Below are 22,178 nucleotides of genomic sequence, written 5' to 3'. Positions count from 1 at the left end.
GCAGGCGAAATCACTCAACGTAAGGATCACCAATTTATGCGGCAATGCGATCCAGCAGCGGATTGCCCGTTACGGTTTCCCACGCCATGAACGCATGCTTGCGGGCCTGCCGTTTCTGTTGCGCGTTCGCGTTGTAGCGGCAGTGCATGAACAGGTTGCATACCTGAGCATGGACCGACGTGAATCGTTGTAGATGGCGCACCGACTTGAAGCGGCGCATCACCTTCTCGCGCACGCGTGTGGGCTGGTGGGAATTCTCCGCCCGGTTGTTCAGTCCTTTGTGTTGCCGATGCTCGACGTTCAGGCCCAGTTCGTTGTTCGCCGCCGCGTAGCTGCGCAGCTTGTCCGTGACGATCACGCGTGGGCAGCCGTGGCGCCTGAGCAGCTTGCGCATCAGCCGTTCGGCCGCCGCCTTGTCGCGGCGGCTCTGCACCAGCACATCGAGCACTGCGCCGTGCTGATCGACAGCCCGCCACAGCCAATGCTTCCTGCCGTGGATCGTCACGACCACCTCATCCAGGTGCCACTTGTCGCCGCGACCCGGCGCTGTCGAACGGATACGCTTCGCGACCGCCAGACCGAACTTCGTCGCCCAGCACCGCACCGTTTCGTACGTAAGCTCGATTCCCCGTGCCGCCAGCATCTCCTCAACCATGCGCAGGCTGAGCGGGAACCGGTAGTACAGCCACACCGCGTAGCTGATGATGTCCGGCGGAAATTGATAGCCCTTGAACGAAATCGGCGCCTCGGCCGACAGCAAAACGGAAACGGAAGCTTTCTTCATGCCCCATTATATTCGTCGACCCCCGCGCCAACTTGACAATACCTGTTGTACACGGTCGTGTGCCCGTCGGCGGCGGAGACGACCCAGTCGGCGTCGATGCGCTCGCCGTCGTCCAGTTGCACACCCACTGCAGTGTCGTCTTCCACGAGAATCTGCTCGACGCTCGAGCCCGTGCGCAACACACCACCGAGCTGCTGCAGGTTCTGCGCGATCGGACCGATCACCGCGTGCGAGCCGCCTATTGGATAGCCGGCGTTGCGGTTGCTGACCCATGCGAGCGCGAAAACTAGCGCAACGACCGCGAGCTGCGCGTTTTCTCCTTCGCCGAAGAAGCCTCGCAGCAACGAGTCGTTGAACCGCTTGCCATAGTCTTCGGAAGTAATGTGCGAGAGGTTTTGAAGAAGAGGCATGTGGCGAAGCAATTGCAGCCCCGTCGTGAGGCGGTCCTGCCAGGCGCTGCTCAACGACGGCAGCGGGCAGTGGCTCAGGCTGCGGACGGCATGCATGAACTGGCGGATCTGTGCTTCGTCCTGCGGTGCGTGCTGCAGCAGCTCCGCTTCGAGGCGCTCGAGATTCGAGTAGATGGACAGACTATTTCCGTCTTCGCTTTCTACACGCATCCATTCTTCCGGGTAGACGAAATGCAGGCGGTCGATATCGAACACTTCGCGCCATAACGCGTGCGTGGGGTCGTGCAAATTCGACCCGAGCAGCCAGTGCAGACAAGCTTCGAACGTATAGGTGCCACGCTGCCAACTGGTGGCGAGTCCGCCGGGACGTTCGTGCTGCTCGAGCACGGTGACGGCGTATCCGCACTTGCGCGCATGAACCGCGGCGCACAGGCCAGCAATGCCGGCGCCGATGATGACGACCTTTCGGGGAATGGGGTTCATGGCTGCGACTCCAGCGGGATGAGGGGATCGTATGGCGCGTATTACGACGCGTACGGCCCGTATGGGAGCGTGTGGGACGTTGGATGGACGCGCGCCACACACATCAACTAATGTGCTGCGCGGTGCGGTACTACTGTTGATCTGTATCAAGCGCGGAGCGAACGACACCACGATCTGGCCGGCCGATGCAGTGCTTGTGTTGCGCACGCTGATTGCGCGCTCTTCATCGTCGGTGGGCTCGTCGCGATCTGGGTGCGCGTGGCGCTGGGCTGGCAGTGGGTGCATGAGCCGCTCCTCCGGCTCATGCATCTGGTCGCCATCGGCATGGTGGCGGCGGCTCATCACCTGCTGTCCTGATGGTGGCGCTCATCGGCGCGACCCCGGTTGAATCCGCCCCCGCAAGCGGCCGTTGATGGCGCGCCGACCCGACCGTCAGTTGCGGGTCGCGTGGCTGCGGATCGCCGACAGGCAGCGGGCGGTCAGAAGGCGACCTCCGTTCGTTGCGTCGCCATGACATTCAGGCGGCAGTTCTGCTTCGATACTGTTGAAAAAGTCGCTACATGGCTTTTGCAATTGGCAAGCTAAAAAATCGACCTCTCAGATCGGCCCACGAACCGCTCGCGAGCGTCGGTCAAGGGTAAGAAGACCCATGAAAACCTCCCGAGAGAGACGGTCAGCCACTTTTTCAACAGTATCGCTTGAGAGCCGCCATATATGTCTCGGTGGGGCCGACGGTCAGCAACGGGTCGGCAAGGAGCATTCGAATTTCTCGAAAGCCCCGTTCGCTGTCGACAACTTCCAGCGGAAGTCGAATGGCTGCTGTGGCACCGAAGTGAAGACCTTCCGCAGCGTAGGAGGCCGTCCTTGGAACGTCGAGTGCCTGTCGAACACCTGAGTCGAAGCGGGGTGCACGATTGCGCCCTAGGTCCGCGCTTCACACCACGCTCAACTTATCCACGACGCGCTGTACTCCTTTCGCTGACCACGCAGCCCCGCACGCAGCGCGCTTTTCTGCCAGCGAACTGACAGTACCGGTCAGCGTGACGACCCCGTCGTGCACGTCGATTGCGATGCCGGCGAACTCTCGCTTTGCACGTCGCGCAAGTGCTGCAGAAATCTGGGCACCAACGTCGGCGGCGACTTCATCGGCCCGGACGGTGATCTGGTTCGACACACCCATTACTCCACGCATGCGGCTCACCAGCATTTCAGCGGCATGACGCTGATAGCCCCAGTCGACTTCGCCGGCAAGGGTCACGCAACCGCGTTCGACTTCGACCTGAATGGCGTCCTTGGGGAAGTCCTCCTGCCACTTGAGCGCCGATAAGATCGCGGTGGCGAGATCCTCGTCGCTGTGCGACGCAGGCGACGATTCCGGGACATTCAATTCCATCACGAGCGCGCGGCAGCCGGTCACACGTTGCGCCGCCTTCTGTGCCGCGAGTTTCTGCGCGTAACTCGACACTGCCCCCACGAGTGTAACGATGCGATCATGAACCGCTACCCTGATCTGCCTGGCGTCGATTGCCGGGTCCCAGAGCAATTCCTGCTCGACGTCTTGTTTTAGCGCTTGGTCTGACTTCATCCCGGTCTCCTGCACAATCGTCGACGGCGCCGAAGGACGCCGGCACGGCGACGCATCCCGCACGTGGCGTGACGCGCAACTTCTAGCATCGTCCGAAGCGTTCTGACTATGTTGATATCGATCAACTCAGAGCTTCAGTGTGCGCGGGCGTGGCCCGGCCCCGGCGCGCGCCCGCTATGACGGTGATCGGCCATCTACGGCCGTTGGCTCGCGCTGTCACGCGGACATTCGAACGTCGGCTGCGCGAGCTACAACGGTCGCTCAAAGTGACTGCCCGCCGACTGGAACTGCACCGGACGCAACGTCGCTCAAACGCGACGCGATTTTCGTGCGCACTTTCTATTGGGCAGCAGCCGTCTGTTGGACAGCGCGGAGATCTGGCCCGCGCGCGATGATGCCGCTGGAAATCCTGATCGCCCCGTGCGCGTACACCGGGGCATTCAAAAACATCACCGACGGTCAGGTCGTCTCTGCAAATACCGACAACGTGCGATCCGCATGGCGATGAGCAAGCGGATTCACCTTCGGCGAAGCGACTAGGCTAACGCCCGGCTCGTCCTTCTCCTACACTCGGAAAGTTCCCGCGAGCGGCACGAAGAACCGGACGAAGGAGGAGGCTTTTCCATGGAGTTTCAAATCCGTGAGATCGACCACGTCGTGATCAGGGCCGCCGATCTCGATTCGAGACCCGGTTTTACTGCGATGTGCTTGGTTGCAGTGTGGAAAAGGAACAGGCGGATCTCGGGCTCATCCAGTTACACGCCGGGCACTCGCTGATCGATCTGCTGAAGGTCGGCGGAAAGATCGATCGCCCAGAGAGCGGTGCGCCAGGTGCGGGGCGCAATATGGATCATCTGTGCCTGCGCATCGAGCAACGGCCCGGTAAAGATACCGCCATTCCCCCTTGACGCGGATGTACGTCTAGTCCATCCGCCAGCTCTTACCCACCGGACGCTTGCGGCGGCGAAACGCTTTCTCCAGCACCGGCAACAGCGCTCGATGGCCCAGCGGTGCTCAGTCGAATGATCGATCCAAACGCCGCGCTCAGCCATCATGTCTTCAAGGTGCCGTAGGCTCAGCGGATAGGCCACTTACCAGCGCACGCAAGTCAGAATCACGTCCAGCGGATAATGCAGGCGTTTGAGCACTCGGGCCACCACCGGATTCATCGTCTTCATCGAGCTTTCAGTCGTTCATGTCGTTCCGCACATCATAGCGGACCGGCCTTACTGCAACAGAACCGCCATAGCTTACTGGCCGCCGAACGGTTTCTCGACCGTCAGCTTGGTGGTCACGGAGATGACGCCCGGGACGCCCTTGGTGATTTCGGCCACCTTGTCGATCTGCGATGGGTCGACGACCGTCCCGTAGAGCGTGACTGCACCGCCCTTCGCGACGACACTGATGTTCCCGGCGTTGATCTCCTTGTGCTTCACGATGGCCGAATAGACCTTGCGGCGCAGTGCGCGATTGGCCGCCCGGTCCGATTTGGCCGCCGGTGCGGCCGACGCCGCCGTCGCGGCGCCATTCGACGCCGCGCTCGCTGCGCCTGACTGCGCCGAGACGTGAACCGATGCCAGCGCGAGCAATATGCCGCCGGCCATCCTGAGTGCCATGTTGCTTGTGCTCATTCGATGCTCCGCTTGTCGTGGTTCACGGGGTCAGAAAGCATGACGGATGCCGATCATCGCTGCGGTGCTCGACGTTCCTTCCGGAACCGGCGCGGCGTATATGATCGTCTGGCTCATGTTGCCCCGGTTGTTGACGTACCCGACCTGTGCGTAGGCGAGGGTGGCCCTGGACAGGTTATATTCGGCGCCCACCGCGAACAGATTCGACTGGTTGGACGAAAAATTTCGGTCCCTCAGGTAATAGAAGCCCGACGTGACCTTGAAGAATCGGGTGAACTGGTAGCCGAGGCCGGCGGAGATCATCTCGAAGCTGTCCTGACTGCTTTTCGCCGGATTCTTGCCCATGGCGTACGACGTCGACACGGAAACATTGTAAAACGTGTATTGCGCGCCAACGTACCAGAACCGGTTGTTGTTCAGGCCTGTCGCCGGGGTCACGGCACCGTTGGGCGCAAACGGGTTGGCGTCGTGTCCGTTGTAGTACACCCCCGCCACGTTGAGGCCGTAGTTCGAATACTTGAGCACGGCCGACTCGCGCGTGCCGCCTTGAAACTTCCCGGCGACGCCGCCCGGCGCGTACTCGAGCGCAAGCGATGCGCCGTAGAATTTCGGCGACTGGTAGACGATCGCATTGTCGTCATACAGCGCGCCGATCGAGCCGTTCGTGCTGGTGCCCGGCCAGCCCGCGGCCTGGTTCAGGCCGAGCCACGCGGTCAGGATGCTGCCGAAGTATTGGGCGTTCCGTACGTCGGTGTCCGCCATCGCATAGATCATCGGCAGGATCTGCCGGCCCAGATCGAGCGTGCCGTACGGACTCGACACGCCCACCGTAGTCTGCTCGTTGAACATCGCGGTGGCGGTCGGCGTGCCGGCCAGTCCGGCCCTCCCGGTGGGCGTGTTGAACGACCCCTGCAGCTTGAAGTTGACCTTGTAGCCGCCCCCGATGTCCTCGGTGCCCTTCAAGCCCCAGAGGCTCGCATAGATGCCGCCGTCCTTGAGCTCGTAGACATGCCCGAGATTCACCTTCGACTGAAAGTTGCTCGCGTTCGCCCTCTGATACAGGAACCCGGTATCGAGTAGGCCGTACAGCGTCACCGACGATTGCGCATGTGCTGCGCTCGCGAACACGACAAGCGCTGCAGCGCCACTCCACTTCGATTTCATTTCGGTCTCCTAGTTGTGTCGCGATCGCGGGACACTTCCGGCAGGCGTACGGCTAGTGGTGGAATGAAACTGGGCCGGGCGTTTCTATCGGCATCGGGTGGACAGGAAGCAGTCCCCATGCTTAGATCGTGGCTCCTCCATTCGGGCTGATCGCCCTGGGACTGCCGGCGAGCGGTTCAAACAGTGACAGCAAGGCGCACCCTCAGCGGTTGTAGAGGCCGGTCAGGGTGGCCATGGCGAGCGTGTTCTGGTAGATAACGAAGCGCGCCACCGCGTTGGGCGCGTTGGCCGGCAGCTCCAGCTTGGGCACACCCAGCGCGTGCACGGTGAAAATATAGCGGTGCGCCGGCAAGCCCTTGGGCGGGCAGGGACCGCCGTAGCCGGTGGCGCCGTAATCGTTGGTGGCCTGAGTGCCGCTGGCGCCCAGGTCAGTGGCGTCGGATGAGCCTATGCCTGCGGCGAGCTGGGTGACGGACGAATCGATATCGAACAGGATCCAGTGCCAGAAGCCGCTGCCGGTGGGTGCGTCCGGGTCGTACAGCGTCAGGGCGAAGCTCCTGGTGCCTGCCGGCGCGCCGTGCCATTGCAGCGCGGGCGAACGGTTCTGGCCGGTCCCGTCGAAGCCATCGAATTCATGCACCAGTTGCAGCCGTTCCTGATCCCTGAATTCAGGCGATATCACTGTCAAGATGCTCACGCCATTTCCTTTGATTTACTTGATTTGAGAACCAGGGAAGCCGCATCGCCTGGATGCGCCCCAGAACCGATGCACTTATTTGTCATGGCGCCGCTTCCTCCAGCTGCGCCACGGCCTCCCCTCGCACGACACGTTCGGCGGCGGACGATTATTCAATCGTGTCCTCCCGCAATGTTCATTCTCATTTCGCAGTCTCCAGGCTCGGGTTTATGGACCGTTGCTGATTGATCCGGTCGGTGTCGTCGGACGTGCCGTTGCCACGCCCTGGATGCGGTTTGTCTCGCGCTGCGCGGGTCAGTACGACTTCGGCAACCCGAGCGCCTGCTCGGCGACGTAGCACAACGCGAGCTCCTGTGTCACCGGTGCGAGCAGCGACAGCACGCTTTCGCGCAGGCCGCGCTCGACGTGGTACTCCGTCGCGTAGCCGTAGCCGCCGTGCGTGCGCACCGCACGCAACGACGCCTCGAAACTGGCCTCTGCCGCCAGGTACTTGGCCGCCGTAGCCTCGACACCGCAGGGCTTGCCGGCGTCGTAGAGCGCCGCCGCCTTCCACATCAGCAGTTCGGCCGACTGCAGGTGCATCCAGCATTCCGCCAGCGGATGCTGGATCGCCTGGTTCTTGCCGATCGGCCGGCCGAACACGACGCGTTCCCTGGCGTAGTCGGTTGCCCGCGCCAGCGCTGTCTCAGCGGCGCCTAGCGCGGCAGCCGCGACGAGGATGCGCTCCGGGTTCAGGCCGTGCAGCAGGTACCTGAAACCCTGGCCTTCGTCGCCGATGCGATCCTCGACGGGGATCTCCAGTCCGTCGATGAACAGTTCATTCGAGTCCACTGCCTTGCGCGCCATCTTGTCGATCTCGCTGATGCGCACGCGCGATCGATCGAGGTCGGTGTAGAACAGCGTGACGCCGTCCATCGGCCGCGCGCATGCCTCGATCGCCGTCGTGCGGGCCACCAGCAGGATCTTGTTGGCGTGCTGCGCGGTCGAGGTCCAAACCTTCTGGCCGCGGACGATGTAGCGGTCGCCTGCGCGACGGGCGAAGGTTCTGACGCGTGTGGTGTCGGAACCGACGCTGGGCTCGGTCACGCCGAAGCAGGCGCGATCCGAACCGTCGATCAACGGCGGCAGCATGCGCCGCTTTTGCGCCTCGCTGCCGAACACGACCACCGGCTGCGGGCCGAACAGGTTCAGGTGTACCGACGACACCGCCGCCGAGCCGAGCTTGCCGATCGTGCGCATCACCATCGCGGCCGCCGAGATGCCGAGGCCGGCGCCGCCATATTCCTTGGGCATGGTCACGCCGAACCACCCGCCGCGAGCGACGGCGTCACAGAACTCGCTGGGCCAGCGTCCATCGCGGTCCCGCTCAAGCCAGTAATCGGCGCCGAAGTCGGCGCAGCGGGCCTCGACGGCGTCGCGGATTGCAAGCTGGTCGTCGGAGAAGTCGAAATTCATGCGGGGCGCTCCTGCAGCAGGCCTGCGGGGACGTCGACCGGCATGTCGAGCAGCATCTGCGCCATGCCCTTGCCGAGCGGGTCGTTGCGCAGCGACGCCATGCCGCCGCCGCCCAGCGCGCACTCGCAGACGAGGTTGATGGCATGAATGCCGGGCAGCTCGTAACGGTGGACCGGCCCCTGCACCAGATGGCGGAGGTACTCCGCGACGCGTTCTGGCGTCACCTGGTCTTTCAGCACCGGCAGCAGGGCCGGATGCCGCGCGATGAGGCCGATGTTGGAGGTGTCGCCCTTGTCGCCGCTGCGTCCGAGCGCGATTCTCACGAGCGGCACGGTCTGGCGTGGGCCGGCGGGCAACGCACCCTCGATGGGCGCCAGCGGTTCCCGCGCGACCTGCGGTTGCGGTGGCGGCAACGTCACGGTGAACGTCGTCTCGCCGAGCGTGACCGTCGGCGTCACCTGCGCCTTCGGAATGAGCCAGGCGAACTGCCGCAGCACCGGCGACACCGAGGGACGGCCACCGGCACCGGTCGTGCCGGGTGACCAGGATGTGCCTGGTGCGGCTAACTCACGGCTGAACATCGCCAGTGCGCGCCGGTCGGCATGCGTCACCGTCAGGCGCAACACGACTTCGCGCGTCGGCAAGGGGCGCGCATGCGGCCCGTAAGCCGATTCCGTGCCGAGCAGCTCGATATGGGTGGCCAGGAAGTCCGCGAACCCGCTCTCGTGCAGCAGCCGGCGGCCGCGCTCGAGCAGCGCCTCGCCCGTGCGCCTGGCCTTTGCTGCGGCGTCGATCCCGACGATGGTGAGCTGCCCGGACACCTTGAAGCCCGCCGGCGCGGTGGCGCTGACCTTGTAGGTGCCGGTCGGCGGGCGGCCGCGCGCGCCGGTCACGAGCACGCGATGCGGCCCGGCCTGCTCCATGCGCACCTGGCGGAAGTCGCAGGTCACGTCCGGCAGCAGATAGTTGGCCGGATCGCCTATCTCGTACAACAGTTGCTCAGCGACAGTTGCGTGCGTGACAAGGCCGCCGGTGTCCGCAGGCTTGGTGACCACAAAGCTGCCGTCTTCGCGGCACTCGACGACCGGATAGCCGATGTTCGCCCAGTCCGGCACGCTGGCCCAGTCGGTGTGCAGGCCGCCTGTCGCCTGGCAGCCGCATTCGATGATGTGGCCGGCCAGGCTGCCGGCGGCGAGCCGGTCGAAGTCGTCGGCCGCCCAGCCGAACTCGTGCATCAGCACGCCGAGGGTGACGGCACTGTCGACGCAGCGGCCGGTGATGACGATGTCGGCACCCGCGGCCAGGGCCCGTGCGATGGGCAGTGCGCCGAGATAGGCATTGGCCGTCACCAGCCGCTCCGGCATCGGTTCGCCGCTGGACATTTCGCCCGTGCCGGCCGCTCGCATCGCGGCGGCAAGCGGGAGGACGTCGTCGCCTTCGACGATCGCGACCCGCACCGGTACGCCGAGTTCGTCGGCCAGAGCCCGCACCGCTGCGGCGCAGCCCTTCGGGTTTACGCCGCCGGCGTTGCTGACGATGCGGATGCCCTGCCCGACGGCCTGCTTCAGCACCGAGCGCAGCGCCACCGTGACGAAGTCGATGGCGTAGCCTTCCTCCGGCCGCTTCGTGCGCGCGCCCGCGAGGATCGACATGGTGAGCTCGGCGAGATAGTCGAACACGAGGTAATCGATGGCTCCGCAGCGCACCAGCTGCAGCGGCCCGACGCTGCTGTCGCCCCAGAAGCCCGAGGCGCCGCCGATGCGCACAATCTTGCCCGGCGTCGCGGATGTCAGTTGCCCGTCCATTGCGGTTTCCTTTTTTCCTTGAATGCGGCCAGGCCCTCGCGCGCGTCCTGGGTCAGGGCCAGCAGGCCGATCTGCCCTTCGCCGAAGGCGATCGCCTCTTCGAAGGACATCGAGCGCATCGCCTTCATCGCATACATGCCGCGCCGCAGCGCGGTAGGTGAGTTGGCGAGCAGCCGTGACAGCAGGCGCTCGAGCGCAACGTCGAGGTCGTCCGCCACCTCGTTCACCAGACCGATCTCGCGTGCCCGCGCCGCGTCGATGGGCTCGCCCGTCAGGCACAGCTGCGCCAGGCAGCGCAGCGGCAACTGGGCCTGCAGCACGGCGAGCACCTGCATCGGGAACACGCCCACCTTCACCTCGGGCAGGCCGAAGCTCGCGTGCCGGGCCGTGATGGCGAGATCGCACATCGCGAGCAGGCCCATGCCGCCGGCCATGCAGGCGCCGTTAACCCGCGCGACGAGCGGCACGTTCAGCGTGCGGGCCGTGCGCAGCAGGTCGGCATAGGCGCTGGTCGGCGTGGCGTAGTCGAACGCGAAGGCATCCCCGCCCAGGTCGGCGCCGGCGCAGAACGCCTCGTCGCCGGCACCGGTGAGCACCACCGCGCGAATCGTCTCGTCAGACCTGGCGCGGTCCAGCGCTTCCTGCAACGTGCCGATCACTTCCGCGTTGAGCGCATTCCGGCGCTCCGGGCGGTCGATGGTGAGAATCAGCCGCCCGTCCTGCCGGCTGGCGTGCACGACCTCGCTCATGCTTCGACTCCCGTTGACTCGCTGCACGCCGCCACTTGCGTCACGCCCGCCTGCTCCATCTCGCGGATCTGCTGCGGCGAGTAGCCCGCCTCGGCCAGCACTTGTGCGCTGTGCTCACCCAGCAGCGGCGGCGGGCGCAGCGGCGGCAGCGGCGTTTGCGGCCATTCGCTCGGCACCGCCATGGTTCGCAGCACGCCCTCGGTGGGATGCTCGAATTGCCGGAAGAACCCGATGTCCTGCAGGTGCGGATCGTCCATCAGCGACTCGAAGGTGTGCACCGGCAACACCGGGATGCCGAGCGGCTCCAGCAGCTCGCGCCATTGCTGGGTGGTCTGCGCTTTCAGCTTGTCGGCGAGGATCTCGTACAGTGCCTCGACATGCTGCGTGCGCGATTCGCCGTCGGCAAACCGCGGGTCGCTGTTGAACCGCTCGGCCTCGCCGACCACGCGCATGAAGGCCTGCCACTGTGCGTCGGTGTAGACGACGAGGCACACCAGGCCGTCCTGCGTGGCGTACGGCCGCCGCTGCGGGTTGAGCAGCCGCGGATAGCCGAAGCCGCCGCGCGGCGGGATGAACGTGTGGCCGTACAGATGATCGCCCAGCATCATCTGCGCGGTGGTCTCGAACATCGGCACGTCCACCGCCTGCCCGCAGCCCGTGCGCTCGCGCGCGAGCAGGGCCGCGCAGATCACGCCGAACGCGTACAGGCCCGTGGCCCGGTCCGAGAGGTTGAGCGGGGCATAGCGCGGCACGTCGGAACCGGCCCGCACGCTGGCCTCGGGGATCGCGACGGCCGCCTGGATCAGGTCGTCGAAAGCGCGCGAGTCCGCATAGCGGCCGCGCTGGCTGAAGCCGAAGGTGCCGACGTAGACGATGCGCGGGTTCACCAGCCGCAGCGCCTCGTAATCCAGCCCAAGGCGCTGCATCGCCTGCGGCCGCACGTTGTAGACCAGCGCGTCAGCCGTCTGCGCGAGCTTCAGCAGCGCTTCCTTGCCGGCAGGGCGCTTCAGGTCCAGCATGACGCTGCGCTTGTTGCGGTTCAGGTTGAGGAACAGCGGGCCGGCGCCCGAGCGCCCGCCGGGTCCGACGGCGCGCAGCATGTCGCCGCCGGGCGGCTCCACCTTGATCACGTCGGCCCCCAGGTCGGCCAGCATCTGCGTGGCCGAAGGTCCCATGACGACTTCGGTGATGTCGATGATGCGCAGGCCGGCCAGCGGCCCACACTGGTTCGAGTCGTTGCTCATTCTGTCCGTGCTCCTCTTTCCGGTCAGGAACCGGCTACGTCGGCGCCGTTGCCGCGGATGTAGGGCACCGGTCCGATGTCGCGCGCTGCCGCGAGGGCCTCGATCGCGTACCGGATCGAAACCGCGTCATTGAGCGAGTGGAACGTCCCGTCCTCGTTGAAGCTGACCTGCGCGCCTTCGATCCAGGCGATGGTGATGGTGTCCTCGGTGTTGTCCTCGGGGGTGTAGAAGGTGTGCACCGAGCCGCCGGGCTCGTACAGGTAGGAGCCTGCCGTCTGCCGCTGCTCGGGGTACTCGCGATACGCCCAGCATCCCTGGATCGTCCACACCTGCGCCGTACCGGTGTGGTAGTGAATCGGCAGCGAGCAACCGGGTTCCAGGATGGCCATGAAGACCCACTCGCCGCGCTCCAGGTCCAGGCGCAGCGGCTTGATGTGGATGCCCGGAAAGACATCCCTGATCAGCGGGATCTGCTCGATGTTGATGGTCAGGAGCTTGTCCTGTGGCAGAGCGGGCAGCGGCAGCGGGGCGCCGGTGGACGTGGTGGGCTGCGCGAGCATTCTTGCGTTCATGAATTGTCTCCCGTTGTTACTGGATTTAAAGCAGTCGATGGAAGCCGCCCCTTGATAAGGAAGCCGGACGCAGGCTGCTCCGGCAAACAGCGCAGGGAGGCGGCAGCCCCGCGCGGAAGAAACAGGAAGTCGCCCGGGGCGAGACCGAAGTGCTGCCCATCGACACGTGCGTCGATCCGTCCGTCTTCGACGTAGAGAACCTGCTCGGCGTCAGGCTCCGCGGTGCAGACCGATGCGCTGCCGGCAGGCATGCGCAGCGCCGCAATGTCGACCCAGCGCGCGCCAGCGGTCTCGCGGTCGATGAGGGGAACCGTGCCGGTGGCGGCGTCGCCGGCGGCAAGCACGCGCACTTTGGCGTGAGCAGGCGCGGCGGCAGCGCCGTCGGGTTCCGTGATCGTGTGCGCCGGGTTCTCGCCATAAGGCGGTGTATAGACGACCAGCACACGCCCGGGCTGGTCGCTGGTCACGCGAAACGAATGGAACACGCCTGCCGGCACGTAGGCCCAGGTCCCGGGCTCCATCGCTTCCACGCGGCCTTCCGCCCCTGACTCGCCGGTTCCCTCGATCATGTAGGCGCATTGCTCCAGGTGCGGATGCGCGTGCGGCCGCGCGCCGTGCGATTTCACGATCGTGCCGACCAGCACTTCGAGCGCCGTCGCGCCGACAGTCTCGGGGCCGATCACGCGCACGTTGGAGGTGCCGGTGTGGTTGGCCGGCGCGTAGGCGGCAAGATCGGCCGCCCTGACCACGGTAGGTACGGGCTTCATTCGGGCTGGCTCCATGCGGTCTTGATCGCCGGGGTGGCGGCCTGCGCTGCCATGAAGCCGGAGGCATTGGAATGGTTTTCCACGATGACGGGCTGGCCCTTGCCGGCGGCCAGCGATTGGTCGAGCACGCGCGCCTCGGCGTCCGTTCCGCTTCCGACCGAAAAGGGAATGATGGACTTGATGGGCCTGGCCGGATAAGGGGCCGCCGCTATCGCTCGCGGCTCAAAGACAGGGGTAGCCAGGAGGAAGAGAAGGTTCCGCATGCGCATCGCTCCAATGAGGACTCAACTTCAGGGAGTTAAACCTAAATGACTAATGTTAGTAGTTTAGGCATGCGAAAAGTGGCGTCAAGTACGGGCTTACCCGACAGCCCGCCGCTGGGGCTCGGTGATCCCGGGCACGGTTTTCACGGCGGACGCGGGGAGGTCGATCTCGGAAACGTAGCGGTCGCCCCGATACCAGGTCGCACCGGCGTAGAGCACGTTGCCTTTGCCGTCAACCAGGCGTCGCGACATCTTCGCGACGGGCGAGGCAAACGGGATCTTCAGCATATCGCACAGAGGAAAATCGGCGGGTATCACGGTCACGCGTTGTCGCAAGCGTTTGCAGCGCGCGCCAAGTTTGTCGAGCACCGCGGCGAGCAGTTTCCGCTGCATGGCGATGTCCTTGGGCAGCGATTCGAAAACCGGCGTCGGCACATAGATTTCGGCGTAGCAGAACGGCTCGCCGGAATAGGAGTGCAGCTTGCGGACACAGACGTATTCGTCGGCCGACCGGCCATCCGGTCCGAGCAGTTCTTGTGGCACAAGGGTGCGGCGCCGGACTTCGAGTATCTCGAAGGCAAGCGCCTGCGGTGCGGCGAAGGGGTTGTTGATCACCTGTTCGAGGTCGCCCGTGACGGCGGGCAGCGCTGCAACGTGGGTCCCGACGCCCCGCTGGCTGCGGATAAGCCCTTCCTTGGAAAGCAGCTCGTATGCTTGCCGAACGGTGATGACGGCGACGCTCAGGTCGTCCGCGAGTTGCGTGATCGGCGGCAGCTGCGTGCCGAGCGGGTACTCGCCCTTCGCAATTCGGTGCCGCAGCAGGGACGCCAGCCGGTGATATTGCGCAACGCCGCGCTCGGCTGGCAGCTCCGGCCACGCGGTCTCCATGTGTCGCTCATCCGCCATCATATAAATCCTAATTAACCAACTTTCGAATTATATGTCAGCGATGCGCGAGCAGTCGCTCGCGTTTCTGGCACACCCAAACAACTTTCCTTGCTGCTCATGCACCAGTCGTGCTTTTGGGCGACTTTCGGCCACTTTCAGCCGTTCGCCTTCATGTTCCAACGGTCATTCAAGCGTCGGCTACGCTCAGTAGAACGGTCATTGATCGGCCATAGCCGAACGATGTCGAGGTTCCGGAGGGCGATATTGCTTCAGCCTTCAACGCCGAAGCAGGTCGAGAGTCGAACGAAGAAGTCAGGCACTGCGGCGCGCATTCAAAATCTGGTGTCCAAGTCGAACGATTTCATTGACCCGCAGATCCAGGTCATCGCGACGGGTTCGGTCGTTGCGTATCGCGACCCGCAGACAATGCGCTCCGTGCACCGTTGTGTCGGACAAGGCCGCGATGCCAGCTTCCTGAAATCGCAACATTATCTCGGCGTTGAGCGCCTTCAATGCTTCCTCTTTGCTCAGCGGATCGGGCAACAAGTTTTCGGCAAGCCGACGGCGCGCTGCAGATCCGGCGCGCGCGCCGGTCAAGATGATCGGCATTGGGACGTGCCCGTCAGGCCAGCGGCCGGATGTTCTGGTTCATGCGGAAGAAGTTCGTCGGATCGTACTGGGCCTTGATCTGCTGAAGCCGTCGGTAATTGGGACCGTATGCAGCCGCAATGGGTTCGCCCGTCTCATCGTCGTCCAAGTAGTTGACATAGCGACCGGCAGCAAAGAAAGGTCGCATTGCTTCGTAGGTTTCGCGAGCCCAGGCGACGCAGGCGCCGGTCTCCGCCGGCTGCATCCATTGAGCGAGCACGAGGAAGTTGTAGCCTTCACGCCGGTGCGGGAAGGCCGTGTCGGTAGCATTGACCCGGGTGACCGCGCCGTGGAAATGTTCGAGGAGCAGTTGGCCCATTGTCGTCGGGCACCGCGCGAAGCTGCTAATCATGGTGTCGATCGCAGCGTCGCTCAGCTCTGTGAGGAAGTTGGACTTCCAGTAGTTAAGAGCGCCTTTCGGGTAGTTGGCATCGAGCATGCTGTTGAGCTGGGAGTAGGGCATCGGCCCAACGGCATCCAGGATGGGAAGCGCGAACTGTTTCAGCGGCCGCATGGCCCTTTCGGCGTCTTCCAACGGCCCGCAGTGGCAGGTGACCAGGGCGGCCACCTTCGTGCCGGACCCGTCCGGCGCATGCGTCAGCGTTGCGAACAGTGCGTGCTCATCAGGCAGCGATCGTGTGCTGTCTCGGAAAAATTCGAGCAGGGCCCGGGAGCGTTCGATCGGGTGGACGATCGGGCCGCCCATAATGGTCGGCCCGACCGGGTGGAGTTCATACTCGAAGCTCGTGGCGACCCCGAAGTTTCCGCCGCCGCCGCGAAGCGCCCAGAAAAGCTCGGGCTCCCGGTGCTTGCTGGCCCGCAAGAGCTTGCCGCCAACCGTGACGAGCTCCACCGCCCGCAGATTATCGAGCGCCAGGCCGTATTTGCCCATCAGCCAGCCCACCCCGCCCCCGAGGGTAAGCCCGGCAATGCCCGTGCTGGAGACCACGCCCCCGGTGACGGCCAGGCCGTGCAACTGCGTCTCGCGATTGAGCTCGCCCCAGGTGACGCCGCCTTGCGCCCAGACTGTTCTGCCCTCCGGATCGACATGGATGCCCTTCATCGGCGAAAGATCGACCATCACCCCACCATCAATCGTCGCCCGTCCCGCCACGTTGTGGCCGCCACCGCGAATTGCACCCTCGAGGCCGAGCCTGCGGGTGAGATCGAGGGCTCCGACAACGTCGGCTACGCCGTGGCACCTGGCGATCAAGGCGGGCCGCTTATCGACCAGGCCGTTGTGGACCTTCCTCGCGTCCTCATAGCCGGTGTCCATGGGTTGCAGGAGTTGCCCGCGGAAGGTGGCGGCAAGCTCGGCCGCAGCGTCGGCCAAAGATCCAATCGGCAGCATGGTGTCGTCTCCTCGAATTCGGCTCCAAGTCTTCACTGAAATCGGCCCGGGAGCAAACTCGAAGAATTCAGCTAAGGGTGAACTGATTTCATCTACACTGCTACATGCATAAGCTGCCGCCCCTCGTAGAGTTCCGCGCGTTTGACGCAGTCGCTCGCCATATGAGCTTCAAGAAGGCCGCGCTCGAGCTATGTGTCACCCCTACCGCGATCAGTCACCAGATCCGATTGCTCGAGCGCTATTGTGGTTGCGCCCTGTTCCGTCGCAGGCCGCGGCCCTTGACGCTGACCGATGCCGGAGCGCGGCTGTTCCCCGCCATTCATGGCGGGCTCGAGGTGTTTGCCACCGCAATCGCGGCCGTCAAGCGGGATAGCGACCAACAGCCCCTTCGCGTAACGACAACGAACGCGTTTGCCAGCCGTTGGCTCGTGCCCCGCCTGTCCGCGTGGCGGAAATTGCATCCCGACGTGCCGCTGGAGGTGATCGGCACGGATACCGTGCTCGATCTGCAGGCCGGCGAGGGCGACGTCGCGATTCGTTACGCGACCAGCCGAGCAGTGCCGACGGGCGGGATCGTCGATGATCTCTTGAGAGATACATTCTGGCCCGTCTACAATCCGCGCTTGCTTTCAACGGGACAACTGAAGAGACCCGTCGATCTCGCAGAGCATGTTCTGATCCACTCCTATTGGTCGCCAGTCGACCATGAGCCGCCCACATGGCAGAGATGGCTTGCCGCGGCTCAGCGCAGGTGGCGCGAAGTGCCCGAATTCAAGGACATGCAGCACCTGAGCTTCCGGGAGGAGCTGCATGCCATCGAGGCGGTGATCGCCGGCCAGGGAATCGGGATTTTTAGTGACGCGCTCGTGGCACCCGAACTCGCCGCCGGTACGCTCGTAAAAGCATTCAAGCTAAGCTTGCCCGGGTATGGCTTCTATGTGATTCGCAGGCTAGGCCATCCGCGCGAAAGGACCATCCGAGCCTTCTCGGAGTGGTTGCGGTCAGCTACTTAATCCGCTCCTCTTGTTCGTTCAAAATCGCCTTATCAAACCCCCTTCTAATGGCGGAACCATTCCACCGTCACGTGTAAGGTGGCTTCAGGTGAGAGCAGGGCAGCTTCGTGGCCAAGAGATGGCCGTTGTGCACCGAAAAGCGACCATAGCAACGATACGAGTGTGAACGACCGCATGGGGTCGCGTGCCGCCGATCGCGTCAGGCAGAGGTCGGCCAGGTCCGGTCAGTCCGACTTCATGCGCGAATGACGGGTGCTTAGACCGAACCGGCCGGTCGTGTGCACTGCTGCAGCGCGGCTTAAAGATCCTGGCCAGTAATCTCGATGCGCTCTCCACTCGATGGAGGTGTTTTGCGTTCCGCAACTCCCACTAACTTTTGCTTTCCCAACTGAAACGCGAGCAGCAACTGCTTCTGGCTGTCGTCTGCCGCTCCGAGGTATTCGCAAACAACCTCCGGTCTGAGTTCGAAGGCGCAGTATCCCCAGCCGAAGTCATACGCGGAGAACCACAGCGCTGACCGGCTGTCGACAATTGGGGTTGTCAGTTTGATGTATGACGAATCCATGACGTTCGCCCTCCAGACTGGTGGTTGCCGCACTGGATTGTCCCACAACGTGTCCTCATGGCCGGATGCTAGGCGACATCACGCCGCACTGATGACAGGCGGCTTCGGCTGGTTGTCGAAGGCTGCCCGGCGGGGTGGCGTCTTCTGACTGCGTACCAGTCACCTAAAGTGGGGCTTCGAATGTCGCATCAGGGTGGGGTACCGCCAATCGCGACCAGCGGTGCTGAGCCCCTCACAGAAGCGCCGGAGCCGTGTCTGGAACATGAATCTGTGCTCTGGCGCGACTTGAGTGTAGATCGGCCCCGCCTGAAATGCTCGTGTCGATTCTTGCCGAGTGACAGCGGCGAAGAACGGCGTAACGTTGCCAACGCTATTGCAAATCGAAGGCGCTAAGGGAGCGCGTGAAATTTCACGAAGCGTCGGCTCCTCCTGCAATATTCACGGCTGAAAACGGCCAGTACTTCCCGGCGCCGCCTCGAAGGGTCAATACCCTTTCGTATAGAGCGTCAGATGGTTACTCACCGACGTTACACCCGGCACGCCCTTCGCCACTTCCGCGGCCTGCTGGATCTGAGGACCGTCCGACACGCTGCCGGATAATGTCACGACACCGCCGCGCGCCTTGACGAATACGTTCGACACGTTGAAGTTGGGCGCTTTCGACAACGCCTTGCGTACATCCCGAGCCAGCTTCTTGTCCGCTGGCGTCGCCTTGCCTGAACTTGCAGCCGGACTCGAGCCCATCGGCATAGCGTTGCTGGCTTGCGCGTAGACGTTCGACGTCAACGTCACGCATCCCACGACGACGAGCAGATTCACGACGTTCCATGCTTTCATGATTGCCTCTCTCGTTCGGCCTGGCAAATGGTGAGTCAAAGATAGCCAACATTCCGCTTCTAACAAAGCTGCTTGCACGATTCAGGGAAAGTCCGTATCCAGACGCGCGGCCGCTGGCAGGCCGATCATCGGGCGAGTTCGCGAATGAGCAGCCGCAGTATCGCTGGCGAGGCTTCACCGCAGAGCCGAAGGAACCGAAAGTCTGTGCTCGAGTCGCTCGCTATCCGGACCGCACGCGGAGCATTGAAAAACCATTCCCGCAGGCGAACGCGACCTTGTTCGAACGTAAGGGGCGCTCCCTCAAGCAATGGCAGAACTTCCCTTTTGACGAAGTCTGAGCAATCTTCGATTTGCCACGTGTCCGAGAACTCAATATAAAACTCGCGGCTAGCGTCTTCGGCAACAATCCCCAGGCTGATCAGCCGGGGAGTCCGTTGCCCGAAGCCGGTGTACTCGGTATCGAGAAACAGCAGCACGATGAACTGCTAAAGTCGTAGTTTAACGATCAACTGCGACGCCGTTCCAAACCGATTGTGAATGTAAGGGAAAGCTGAGTGTTCTCGAAAATATAGCGGAAACCGATCTCCGATGTGACCCGAGCTGACCTGGGGGATCTGCCGCCAATGGTCGACGTTGAGCTCTTGCCAAATAACGTGAGCGTGGACCAGGCGGTCGCGTCGCTGCAGTTCTTCCTGTCGATCGTGGAGGAAGGTAGCGGGAAGGCGCCGATCATTTACACGTACCCGTCATTCTGGACGCACGGCATGGCGAACGCGAGCCTGTTCACGAAGCAGCACCTGTGGATCGCCAATTATGGGACAAAGCGCGTGGACGGAGGGTTCGAGCCGCGTGGGATCGCACCCATCATCCCGGGCGGCTGGCCGACGTTCTCAATCTGGCAGAACGCGGTCCAGCCGGGAGTGCCGGGCATCCAGACGCTCGTCGATAGGGACGTGGTCCTGCTTCCCAGCGGAGTGGATCTCGCCACCTTCCTCACGCGTCCGCGGGATGATCCAGCGTCTCCGTGATTTTGATGCCGCTTTAGCCGCGGTGCCCAAGCCGTGAGTGGCTGCAGCAAGCAGTTGATCACTTCAGCAGTGCGTTGGGCTAGCCTTGTGTTCCAGTGCCCACGGTTGCCTGTTCCTCCAGCCACCCACGCCACACTGCCATCAGGACCGCCAGGATGACGGGACCTACAAACAGTCCTACCAGGCCGAAGGCCGCAAGCCCGCCCAGCACACCGAACACGACCAGAAGAAACGGTATCCGGGTAGCGCTGCTGATCACGAGCGGACGAATCAGGTTGTCCACCCAGCTAACGACCAGTGCGCCCCAGAGTAAAAGACCGACCCCGGCTATCGTTTTTCCTGTGACGAGGAGCCATACACCGATCGATCCCCATAGGAACGGCGTGCCAAAGGGTATCAACGCGATCAGCACCGTAAACGCAGCCAGCAACACCGGCGCCTGCATCCCGGCCACCCAGTAACCCAAGCCGGCAAGCGCGCCCTGCGCCAGTGCCGTCAGCACGAGCCCGTAGACGACCGCCTTGGTCGTTCCGCCGATAGAAGCGAGATAGGCGTCCAGGCGATCGCCCAGAAAACGCCGTAGTATGCGGCGCACTTGATCCAACGCGCTTTCGCCGTCCCGGTACATAAAAAACAGCGTCAGCAAGGCAAAGCCCAATTTCGTCGCATTGCGACCCACGCCGCCGACTAACTGGCCGACCTCCCCGGTCCACTGCCGGCCCCACTCAGCGATTTGCGCGCGCAAAGCCATCGGATCGGCCGATACCTGGTTCAGTAGATCCTGCAGCCACAGCCCGAGCCACGGGACGCGCGCAATCAATTCCGGCAGTTTGTGCGGCCCATTGGCGAGGTAGCTGGCGACGGTCTGGTAGGCCGCGGTCAGTTCGTCACGCAGCAGCACGATCAGCCAGATTGACGGCAGAATGAACGCCACCGAGAGAATGACCGTCATCAGCATCGCGCTGCCGGTGGCGTTCCCGCGCATAAGCGAGCGCAAGTGGCGATAAGCGGGCCAGGTCACGTAGGCAAAGATGGTGGCCCAGGCCACTGGCACCAGGAACAGGTGCAGCACTACGTAGCTCAGCACTACGAGCCCGCCAAGAAGAAATGCAAGGATGATGCGCTTGACCGGGGACATCTGATAGCTCTCGTCCATGAACGCCTTCCCTTTAGATACGCTGAGAATTTGCGGGCGCGCCGGTGCTTCCGCGCGCCGTGGCACCTGGTCGTTACAGGAAGCCCCATACCGGCCCGCGCCTGAGCACTCCTTGTCTAAACGTCGACGTCGCATGTTGGAATGCCGCGCGCAGCCCTGCTTTACTGACTACCCGCTGCTTTGCAGCACGGCAATGCGCCTGTCGATCGGTGGGTGCGTGGAGAAGAGCCCGAGCCATCCCGGCTTGTCGGTAATGCCGGATGCCTTGAAGGATTGCGGAAGTTCGCCGGGTGCAAGTCCACCCAGGCGGGCCAGCGCATTGATCATCGGTCGCGGAGAAGCCAGCAGTTGCGCAGAGCCCGCATCAGCGCGGAACTCGCGCCGGCGCGAGAAGTACGCGACGATCACCGAAGCGAGAATGCCGAAAATCATCTCGCAAACAATAACGGTAATGTAGAACCCGGGACCGACACCGCGTTCGGTACGAAACAAGGTCTTGTCCACGAAGTACCCGACCACACGGGCCAAGAAAATCACGAAGGTATTCACCACGCCCTGAATGAGCGTCAAGGTGACCATGTCGCCGTTGCTCACGTGCGAAATCTCATGGGCAAGGACAGCCTCCACTTCCTCCGTGTTCAACGATTGCAGCAATCCCGTGCAGACAGCCACTAGGGCTGAATGCTTGAAAGCCCCTGTGGCGAACGCGTTCGGCGCGCCTTCAAAAATTGCGACTTCCGGCATACGAATGCGAGCACGCTGCGCGAGCTCCCGTACAGTGTCGATCAGCCATTGCTCAGTCGAATCGCGCGGCGAATCGATCACACGCGCCCCGGTTGCCCATTTCGCCATCGGTTTGGAGATAAGCAGCGAAATGATGGAACCGGCGAAGCCGATCACCAGCGAGAACACGAACAGCGCATTGAAGTCGAGCCCGCTCCCGGTCAGGGAGCGGCCGACGCCCAATACATTCGTTACTAACGAAAGCACCAGCACTACCGCGAGGTTGGTGGCGAGGAACAGCAAAATTCTTTTCATTCACAAGTCTCCTGTGGAAACTGGCTGAATGACTGCGGTGACATA

At 63.4% G+C, this 22,178-nt stretch carries 23 protein-coding genes and 3 pseudogenes; 4 read left to right on the top strand and 22 right to left on the bottom strand.

Annotated elements, in window-relative coordinates:
- Window positions 1-34: 34 nt before the first annotated feature.
- The 3 genes from OKW38_RS02530 to OKW38_RS02520 all read right to left on the bottom strand — a co-directional run bounded on the left by OKW38_RS02530 (window position 35) and on the right by OKW38_RS02520 (window position 3,262).
- Window positions 35-784 carry an IS6 family transposase gene (locus OKW38_RS02530; RefSeq protein ID WP_429359854.1) on the bottom strand — a complete coding sequence of 250 codons (750 nt, stop codon included), beginning with the start codon at window positions 782-784 and terminating at the stop codon, window positions 35-37.
- On the bottom strand, window positions 781-2,019 hold the full coding sequence (locus OKW38_RS02525; RefSeq protein ID WP_429359853.1) for an FAD-dependent oxidoreductase: 1,239 nt from the start codon (window positions 2,017-2,019) through the stop codon (window positions 781-783). The genes OKW38_RS02530 and OKW38_RS02525 overlap by 4 nt, the downstream gene beginning before the upstream one ends.
- A gap of 592 nt (window positions 2,020-2,611) precedes the next feature.
- Window positions 2,612-3,262 (bottom strand): BON domain-containing protein, encoded by a 651-nt coding sequence (locus tag OKW38_RS02520; protein ID WP_429360670.1) that lies wholly within the window; start codon window positions 3,260-3,262, stop codon window positions 2,612-2,614.
- Between the two features lie 624 nt (window positions 3,263-3,886).
- Here OKW38_RS02520 and OKW38_RS02515 point away from each other — a divergent pair.
- Window positions 3,887-4,134, top strand: a pseudogene (locus OKW38_RS02515) (VOC family protein); the annotation flags it as partial.
- On the opposite strand, the pseudogene OKW38_RS02510 reads toward OKW38_RS02515, so the two are convergent.
- The 14 genes and pseudogenes from OKW38_RS02510 to OKW38_RS02445 all read right to left on the bottom strand — a co-directional run.
- Window positions 4,112-4,440: pseudogene (locus OKW38_RS02510) on the bottom strand (DDE-type integrase/transposase/recombinase); the annotation flags it as partial. The pseudogenes OKW38_RS02515 and OKW38_RS02510 sit on opposite strands and share 23 nt — an antisense overlap.
- 72 nt (window positions 4,441-4,512) lie before the next feature.
- The gene (locus tag OKW38_RS02505; RefSeq protein ID WP_429332166.1) at window positions 4,513-4,866 is read right to left on the bottom strand and encodes a BON domain-containing protein; all 354 of its coding nucleotides are present in this window, start codon (window positions 4,864-4,866) and stop codon (window positions 4,513-4,515) included.
- Window positions 4,867-4,923: 57 nt separating this feature from the next.
- Window positions 4,924-6,057 (bottom strand): porin, encoded by a 1,134-nt coding sequence (locus OKW38_RS02500; RefSeq protein ID WP_429359851.1) that lies wholly within the window; start codon window positions 6,055-6,057, stop codon window positions 4,924-4,926.
- 202 nt (window positions 6,058-6,259) lie between these two features.
- A complete protein-coding gene (locus tag OKW38_RS02495; protein ID WP_429332168.1) occupies window positions 6,260-6,754 on the bottom strand; it encodes a YbhB/YbcL family Raf kinase inhibitor-like protein in 495 nt (164 codons plus the stop codon).
- 294 nt (window positions 6,755-7,048) lie between these two features.
- Window positions 7,049-8,209 (bottom strand): acyl-CoA dehydrogenase family protein, encoded by a 1,161-nt coding sequence (locus OKW38_RS02490; protein ID WP_429359850.1) that lies wholly within the window; start codon window positions 8,207-8,209, stop codon window positions 7,049-7,051.
- Window positions 8,206-10,014 carry an acyclic terpene utilization AtuA family protein gene (locus OKW38_RS02485; RefSeq protein ID WP_429359849.1) on the bottom strand — a complete coding sequence of 603 codons (1,809 nt, stop codon included), beginning with the start codon at window positions 10,012-10,014 and terminating at the stop codon, window positions 8,206-8,208. The genes OKW38_RS02490 and OKW38_RS02485 overlap by 4 nt, the downstream gene beginning before the upstream one ends.
- Window positions 9,999-10,763: an enoyl-CoA hydratase-related protein gene (locus OKW38_RS02480; protein ID WP_429359847.1), complete on the bottom strand. Its 765-nt coding sequence runs from the start codon at window positions 10,761-10,763 to the stop codon at window positions 9,999-10,001. The genes OKW38_RS02485 and OKW38_RS02480 overlap by 16 nt, the downstream gene beginning before the upstream one ends.
- On the bottom strand, window positions 10,760-12,007 hold the full coding sequence (locus tag OKW38_RS02475; protein WP_429332172.1) for a CaiB/BaiF CoA transferase family protein: 1,248 nt from the start codon (window positions 12,005-12,007) through the stop codon (window positions 10,760-10,762). The genes OKW38_RS02480 and OKW38_RS02475 overlap by 4 nt, the downstream gene beginning before the upstream one ends.
- A 23-nt stretch (window positions 12,008-12,030) precedes the next feature.
- Entirely contained in the window at window positions 12,031-12,579 is a 549-nt protein-coding gene (locus tag OKW38_RS02470) for a 2,4'-dihydroxyacetophenone dioxygenase family protein (RefSeq protein WP_429359845.1), read from the bottom strand.
- Window positions 12,576-13,346, bottom strand: coding sequence for a cupin domain-containing protein (locus OKW38_RS02465; RefSeq protein ID WP_429359843.1), 771 nt, complete (start codon window positions 13,344-13,346; stop codon window positions 12,576-12,578). Before OKW38_RS02465 ends, OKW38_RS02470 begins: the two co-directional genes overlap by 4 nt.
- A complete protein-coding gene (locus OKW38_RS02460; protein ID WP_429359841.1) occupies window positions 13,343-13,609 on the bottom strand; it encodes a hypothetical protein in 267 nt (88 codons plus the stop codon). The genes OKW38_RS02465 and OKW38_RS02460 overlap by 4 nt, the downstream gene beginning before the upstream one ends.
- 96 nt (window positions 13,610-13,705) lie before the next feature.
- Window positions 13,706-14,497 carry a GntR family transcriptional regulator gene (locus OKW38_RS02455; RefSeq protein WP_429359840.1) on the bottom strand — a complete coding sequence of 264 codons (792 nt, stop codon included), beginning with the start codon at window positions 14,495-14,497 and terminating at the stop codon, window positions 13,706-13,708.
- A gap of 312 nt (window positions 14,498-14,809) precedes the next feature.
- The gene (locus OKW38_RS02450; protein ID WP_429359839.1) at window positions 14,810-15,106 is read right to left on the bottom strand and encodes a hypothetical protein; all 297 of its coding nucleotides are present in this window, start codon (window positions 15,104-15,106) and stop codon (window positions 14,810-14,812) included.
- A gap of 13 nt (window positions 15,107-15,119) precedes the next feature.
- Window positions 15,120-16,496 (bottom strand): FAD-binding oxidoreductase, encoded by a 1,377-nt coding sequence (locus OKW38_RS02445; RefSeq protein WP_429359837.1) that lies wholly within the window; start codon window positions 16,494-16,496, stop codon window positions 15,120-15,122.
- 104 nt (window positions 16,497-16,600) lie between these two features.
- Here OKW38_RS02445 and OKW38_RS02440 point away from each other — a divergent pair, with 104 nt between their 5' ends.
- Window positions 16,601-17,509 (top strand): LysR substrate-binding domain-containing protein, encoded by a 909-nt coding sequence (locus OKW38_RS02440; RefSeq protein WP_429359835.1) that lies wholly within the window; start codon window positions 16,601-16,603, stop codon window positions 17,507-17,509.
- A 298-nt stretch (window positions 17,510-17,807) separates the two neighbouring features.
- On the opposite strand, the gene OKW38_RS02435 is transcribed toward OKW38_RS02440, so the two are convergent.
- On the bottom strand, window positions 17,808-18,074 hold the full coding sequence (locus OKW38_RS02435) for a hypothetical protein (protein WP_429332180.1): 267 nt from the start codon (window positions 18,072-18,074) through the stop codon (window positions 17,808-17,810).
- A gap of 302 nt (window positions 18,075-18,376) precedes the next feature.
- Between OKW38_RS02435 and OKW38_RS02430 the strand changes: the two are divergent.
- Window positions 18,377-18,522 (top strand): annotated as a pseudogene (locus tag OKW38_RS02430) (XdhC family protein); the annotation flags it as partial.
- A 35-nt stretch (window positions 18,523-18,557) separates the two neighbouring features.
- On the opposite strand, the gene OKW38_RS02425 reads toward OKW38_RS02430, so the two are convergent.
- Together OKW38_RS02425 and OKW38_RS02420 are read right to left on the bottom strand one after the other, a co-directional pair.
- Window positions 18,558-18,911 (bottom strand): BON domain-containing protein, encoded by a 354-nt coding sequence (locus tag OKW38_RS02425; RefSeq protein WP_184070392.1) that lies wholly within the window; start codon window positions 18,909-18,911, stop codon window positions 18,558-18,560.
- Between the two features lie 125 nt (window positions 18,912-19,036).
- Window positions 19,037-19,387: a hypothetical protein gene (locus OKW38_RS02420; protein WP_429332181.1), complete on the bottom strand. Its 351-nt coding sequence runs from the start codon at window positions 19,385-19,387 to the stop codon at window positions 19,037-19,039.
- 114 nt (window positions 19,388-19,501) lie between these two features.
- Between OKW38_RS02420 and OKW38_RS02415 the strand changes: the two genes are divergently transcribed.
- Window positions 19,502-19,939 carry a GH25 family lysozyme gene (locus OKW38_RS02415; RefSeq protein WP_429332182.1) on the top strand — a complete coding sequence of 146 codons (438 nt, stop codon included), beginning with the start codon at window positions 19,502-19,504 and terminating at the stop codon, window positions 19,937-19,939.
- Between the two features lie 79 nt (window positions 19,940-20,018).
- Here the strand turns inward: OKW38_RS02415 and OKW38_RS02410 are convergent, their stop codons facing one another.
- Window positions 20,019-21,095: an AI-2E family transporter gene (locus OKW38_RS02410; protein ID WP_429332183.1), complete on the bottom strand. Its 1,077-nt coding sequence runs from the start codon at window positions 21,093-21,095 to the stop codon at window positions 20,019-20,021.
- A gap of 168 nt (window positions 21,096-21,263) precedes the next feature.
- The gene (gene htpX / locus OKW38_RS02405) at window positions 21,264-22,133 is read right to left on the bottom strand and encodes a protease HtpX (RefSeq protein WP_429359833.1); all 870 of its coding nucleotides are present in this window, start codon (window positions 22,131-22,133) and stop codon (window positions 21,264-21,266) included.
- Window positions 22,134-22,178: the final 45 nt, after the last annotated feature.

The organism is Paraburkholderia sp. MM5496-R1, from assembly GCF_050436205.1.
GTDB classification, from domain to species: domain Bacteria; phylum Pseudomonadota; class Gammaproteobacteria; order Burkholderiales; family Burkholderiaceae; genus Paraburkholderia; species Paraburkholderia tuberum.
The sequence above is the reverse complement of the archived record's forward strand: the minus strand, read 5'-3'. Positions and strand labels throughout refer to the sequence as shown.

Bases quoted from the DNA above. Each gene is read 5' to 3' on its own strand.
- OKW38_RS02530 (WP_429359854.1), bottom strand. From the start codon at position 784: ATGAAGAAAGCTTCCGTTTCCGTTTTGCTGTCGGCCGAGGCGCCGATT.
- OKW38_RS02525 (WP_429359853.1), bottom strand. From the start codon at position 2,019: ATGAGCCGCCGCCACCATGCCGATGGCGACCAGATGCATGAGCCGGAG.
- OKW38_RS02520 (WP_429360670.1), bottom strand. From the start codon at position 3,262: ATGAAGTCAGACCAAGCGCTAAAACAAGACGTCGAGCAGGAATTGCTC.
- OKW38_RS02505 (WP_429332166.1), bottom strand. From the start codon at position 4,866: ATGGCCGGCGGCATATTGCTCGCGCTGGCATCGGTTCACGTCTCGGCG.
- OKW38_RS02500 (WP_429359851.1), bottom strand. From the start codon at position 6,057: ATGAAATCGAAGTGGAGTGGCGCTGCAGCGCTTGTCGTGTTCGCGAGC.
- OKW38_RS02490 (WP_429359850.1), bottom strand. From the start codon at position 8,209: ATGAATTTCGACTTCTCCGACGACCAGCTTGCAATCCGCGACGCCGTC.
- OKW38_RS02485 (WP_429359849.1), bottom strand. From the start codon at position 10,014: ATGGACGGGCAACTGACATCCGCGACGCCGGGCAAGATTGTGCGCATC.
- OKW38_RS02480 (WP_429359847.1), bottom strand. From the start codon at position 10,763: ATGAGCGAGGTCGTGCACGCCAGCCGGCAGGACGGGCGGCTGATTCTC.
- OKW38_RS02475 (WP_429332172.1), bottom strand. From the start codon at position 12,007: ATGAGCAACGACTCGAACCAGTGTGGGCCGCTGGCCGGCCTGCGCATC.
- OKW38_RS02470 (WP_429359845.1), bottom strand. From the start codon at position 12,579: ATGAACGCAAGAATGCTCGCGCAGCCCACCACGTCCACCGGCGCCCCG.
- OKW38_RS02465 (WP_429359843.1), bottom strand. From the start codon at position 13,346: ATGAAGCCCGTACCTACCGTGGTCAGGGCGGCCGATCTTGCCGCCTAC.
- OKW38_RS02460 (WP_429359841.1), bottom strand. From the start codon at position 13,609: ATGCGGAACCTTCTCTTCCTCCTGGCTACCCCTGTCTTTGAGCCGCGA.
- OKW38_RS02455 (WP_429359840.1), bottom strand. From the start codon at position 14,497: ATGGAGACCGCGTGGCCGGAGCTGCCAGCCGAGCGCGGCGTTGCGCAA.
- OKW38_RS02450 (WP_429359839.1), bottom strand. From the start codon at position 15,106: ATGCCGATCATCTTGACCGGCGCGCGCGCCGGATCTGCAGCGCGCCGT.
- OKW38_RS02445 (WP_429359837.1), bottom strand. From the start codon at position 16,496: ATGCTGCCGATTGGATCTTTGGCCGACGCTGCGGCCGAGCTTGCCGCC.
- OKW38_RS02440 (WP_429359835.1), top strand. From the start codon at position 16,601: ATGCATAAGCTGCCGCCCCTCGTAGAGTTCCGCGCGTTTGACGCAGTC.
- OKW38_RS02435 (WP_429332180.1), bottom strand. From the start codon at position 18,074: ATGGATTCGTCATACATCAAACTGACAACCCCAATTGTCGACAGCCGG.
- OKW38_RS02425 (WP_184070392.1), bottom strand. From the start codon at position 18,911: ATGAAAGCATGGAACGTCGTGAATCTGCTCGTCGTCGTGGGATGCGTG.
- OKW38_RS02410 (WP_429332183.1), bottom strand. From the start codon at position 21,095: ATGGACGAGAGCTATCAGATGTCCCCGGTCAAGCGCATCATCCTTGCA.
- htpX (WP_429359833.1), bottom strand. From the start codon at position 22,133: ATGAAAAGAATTTTGCTGTTCCTCGCCACCAACCTCGCGGTAGTGCTG.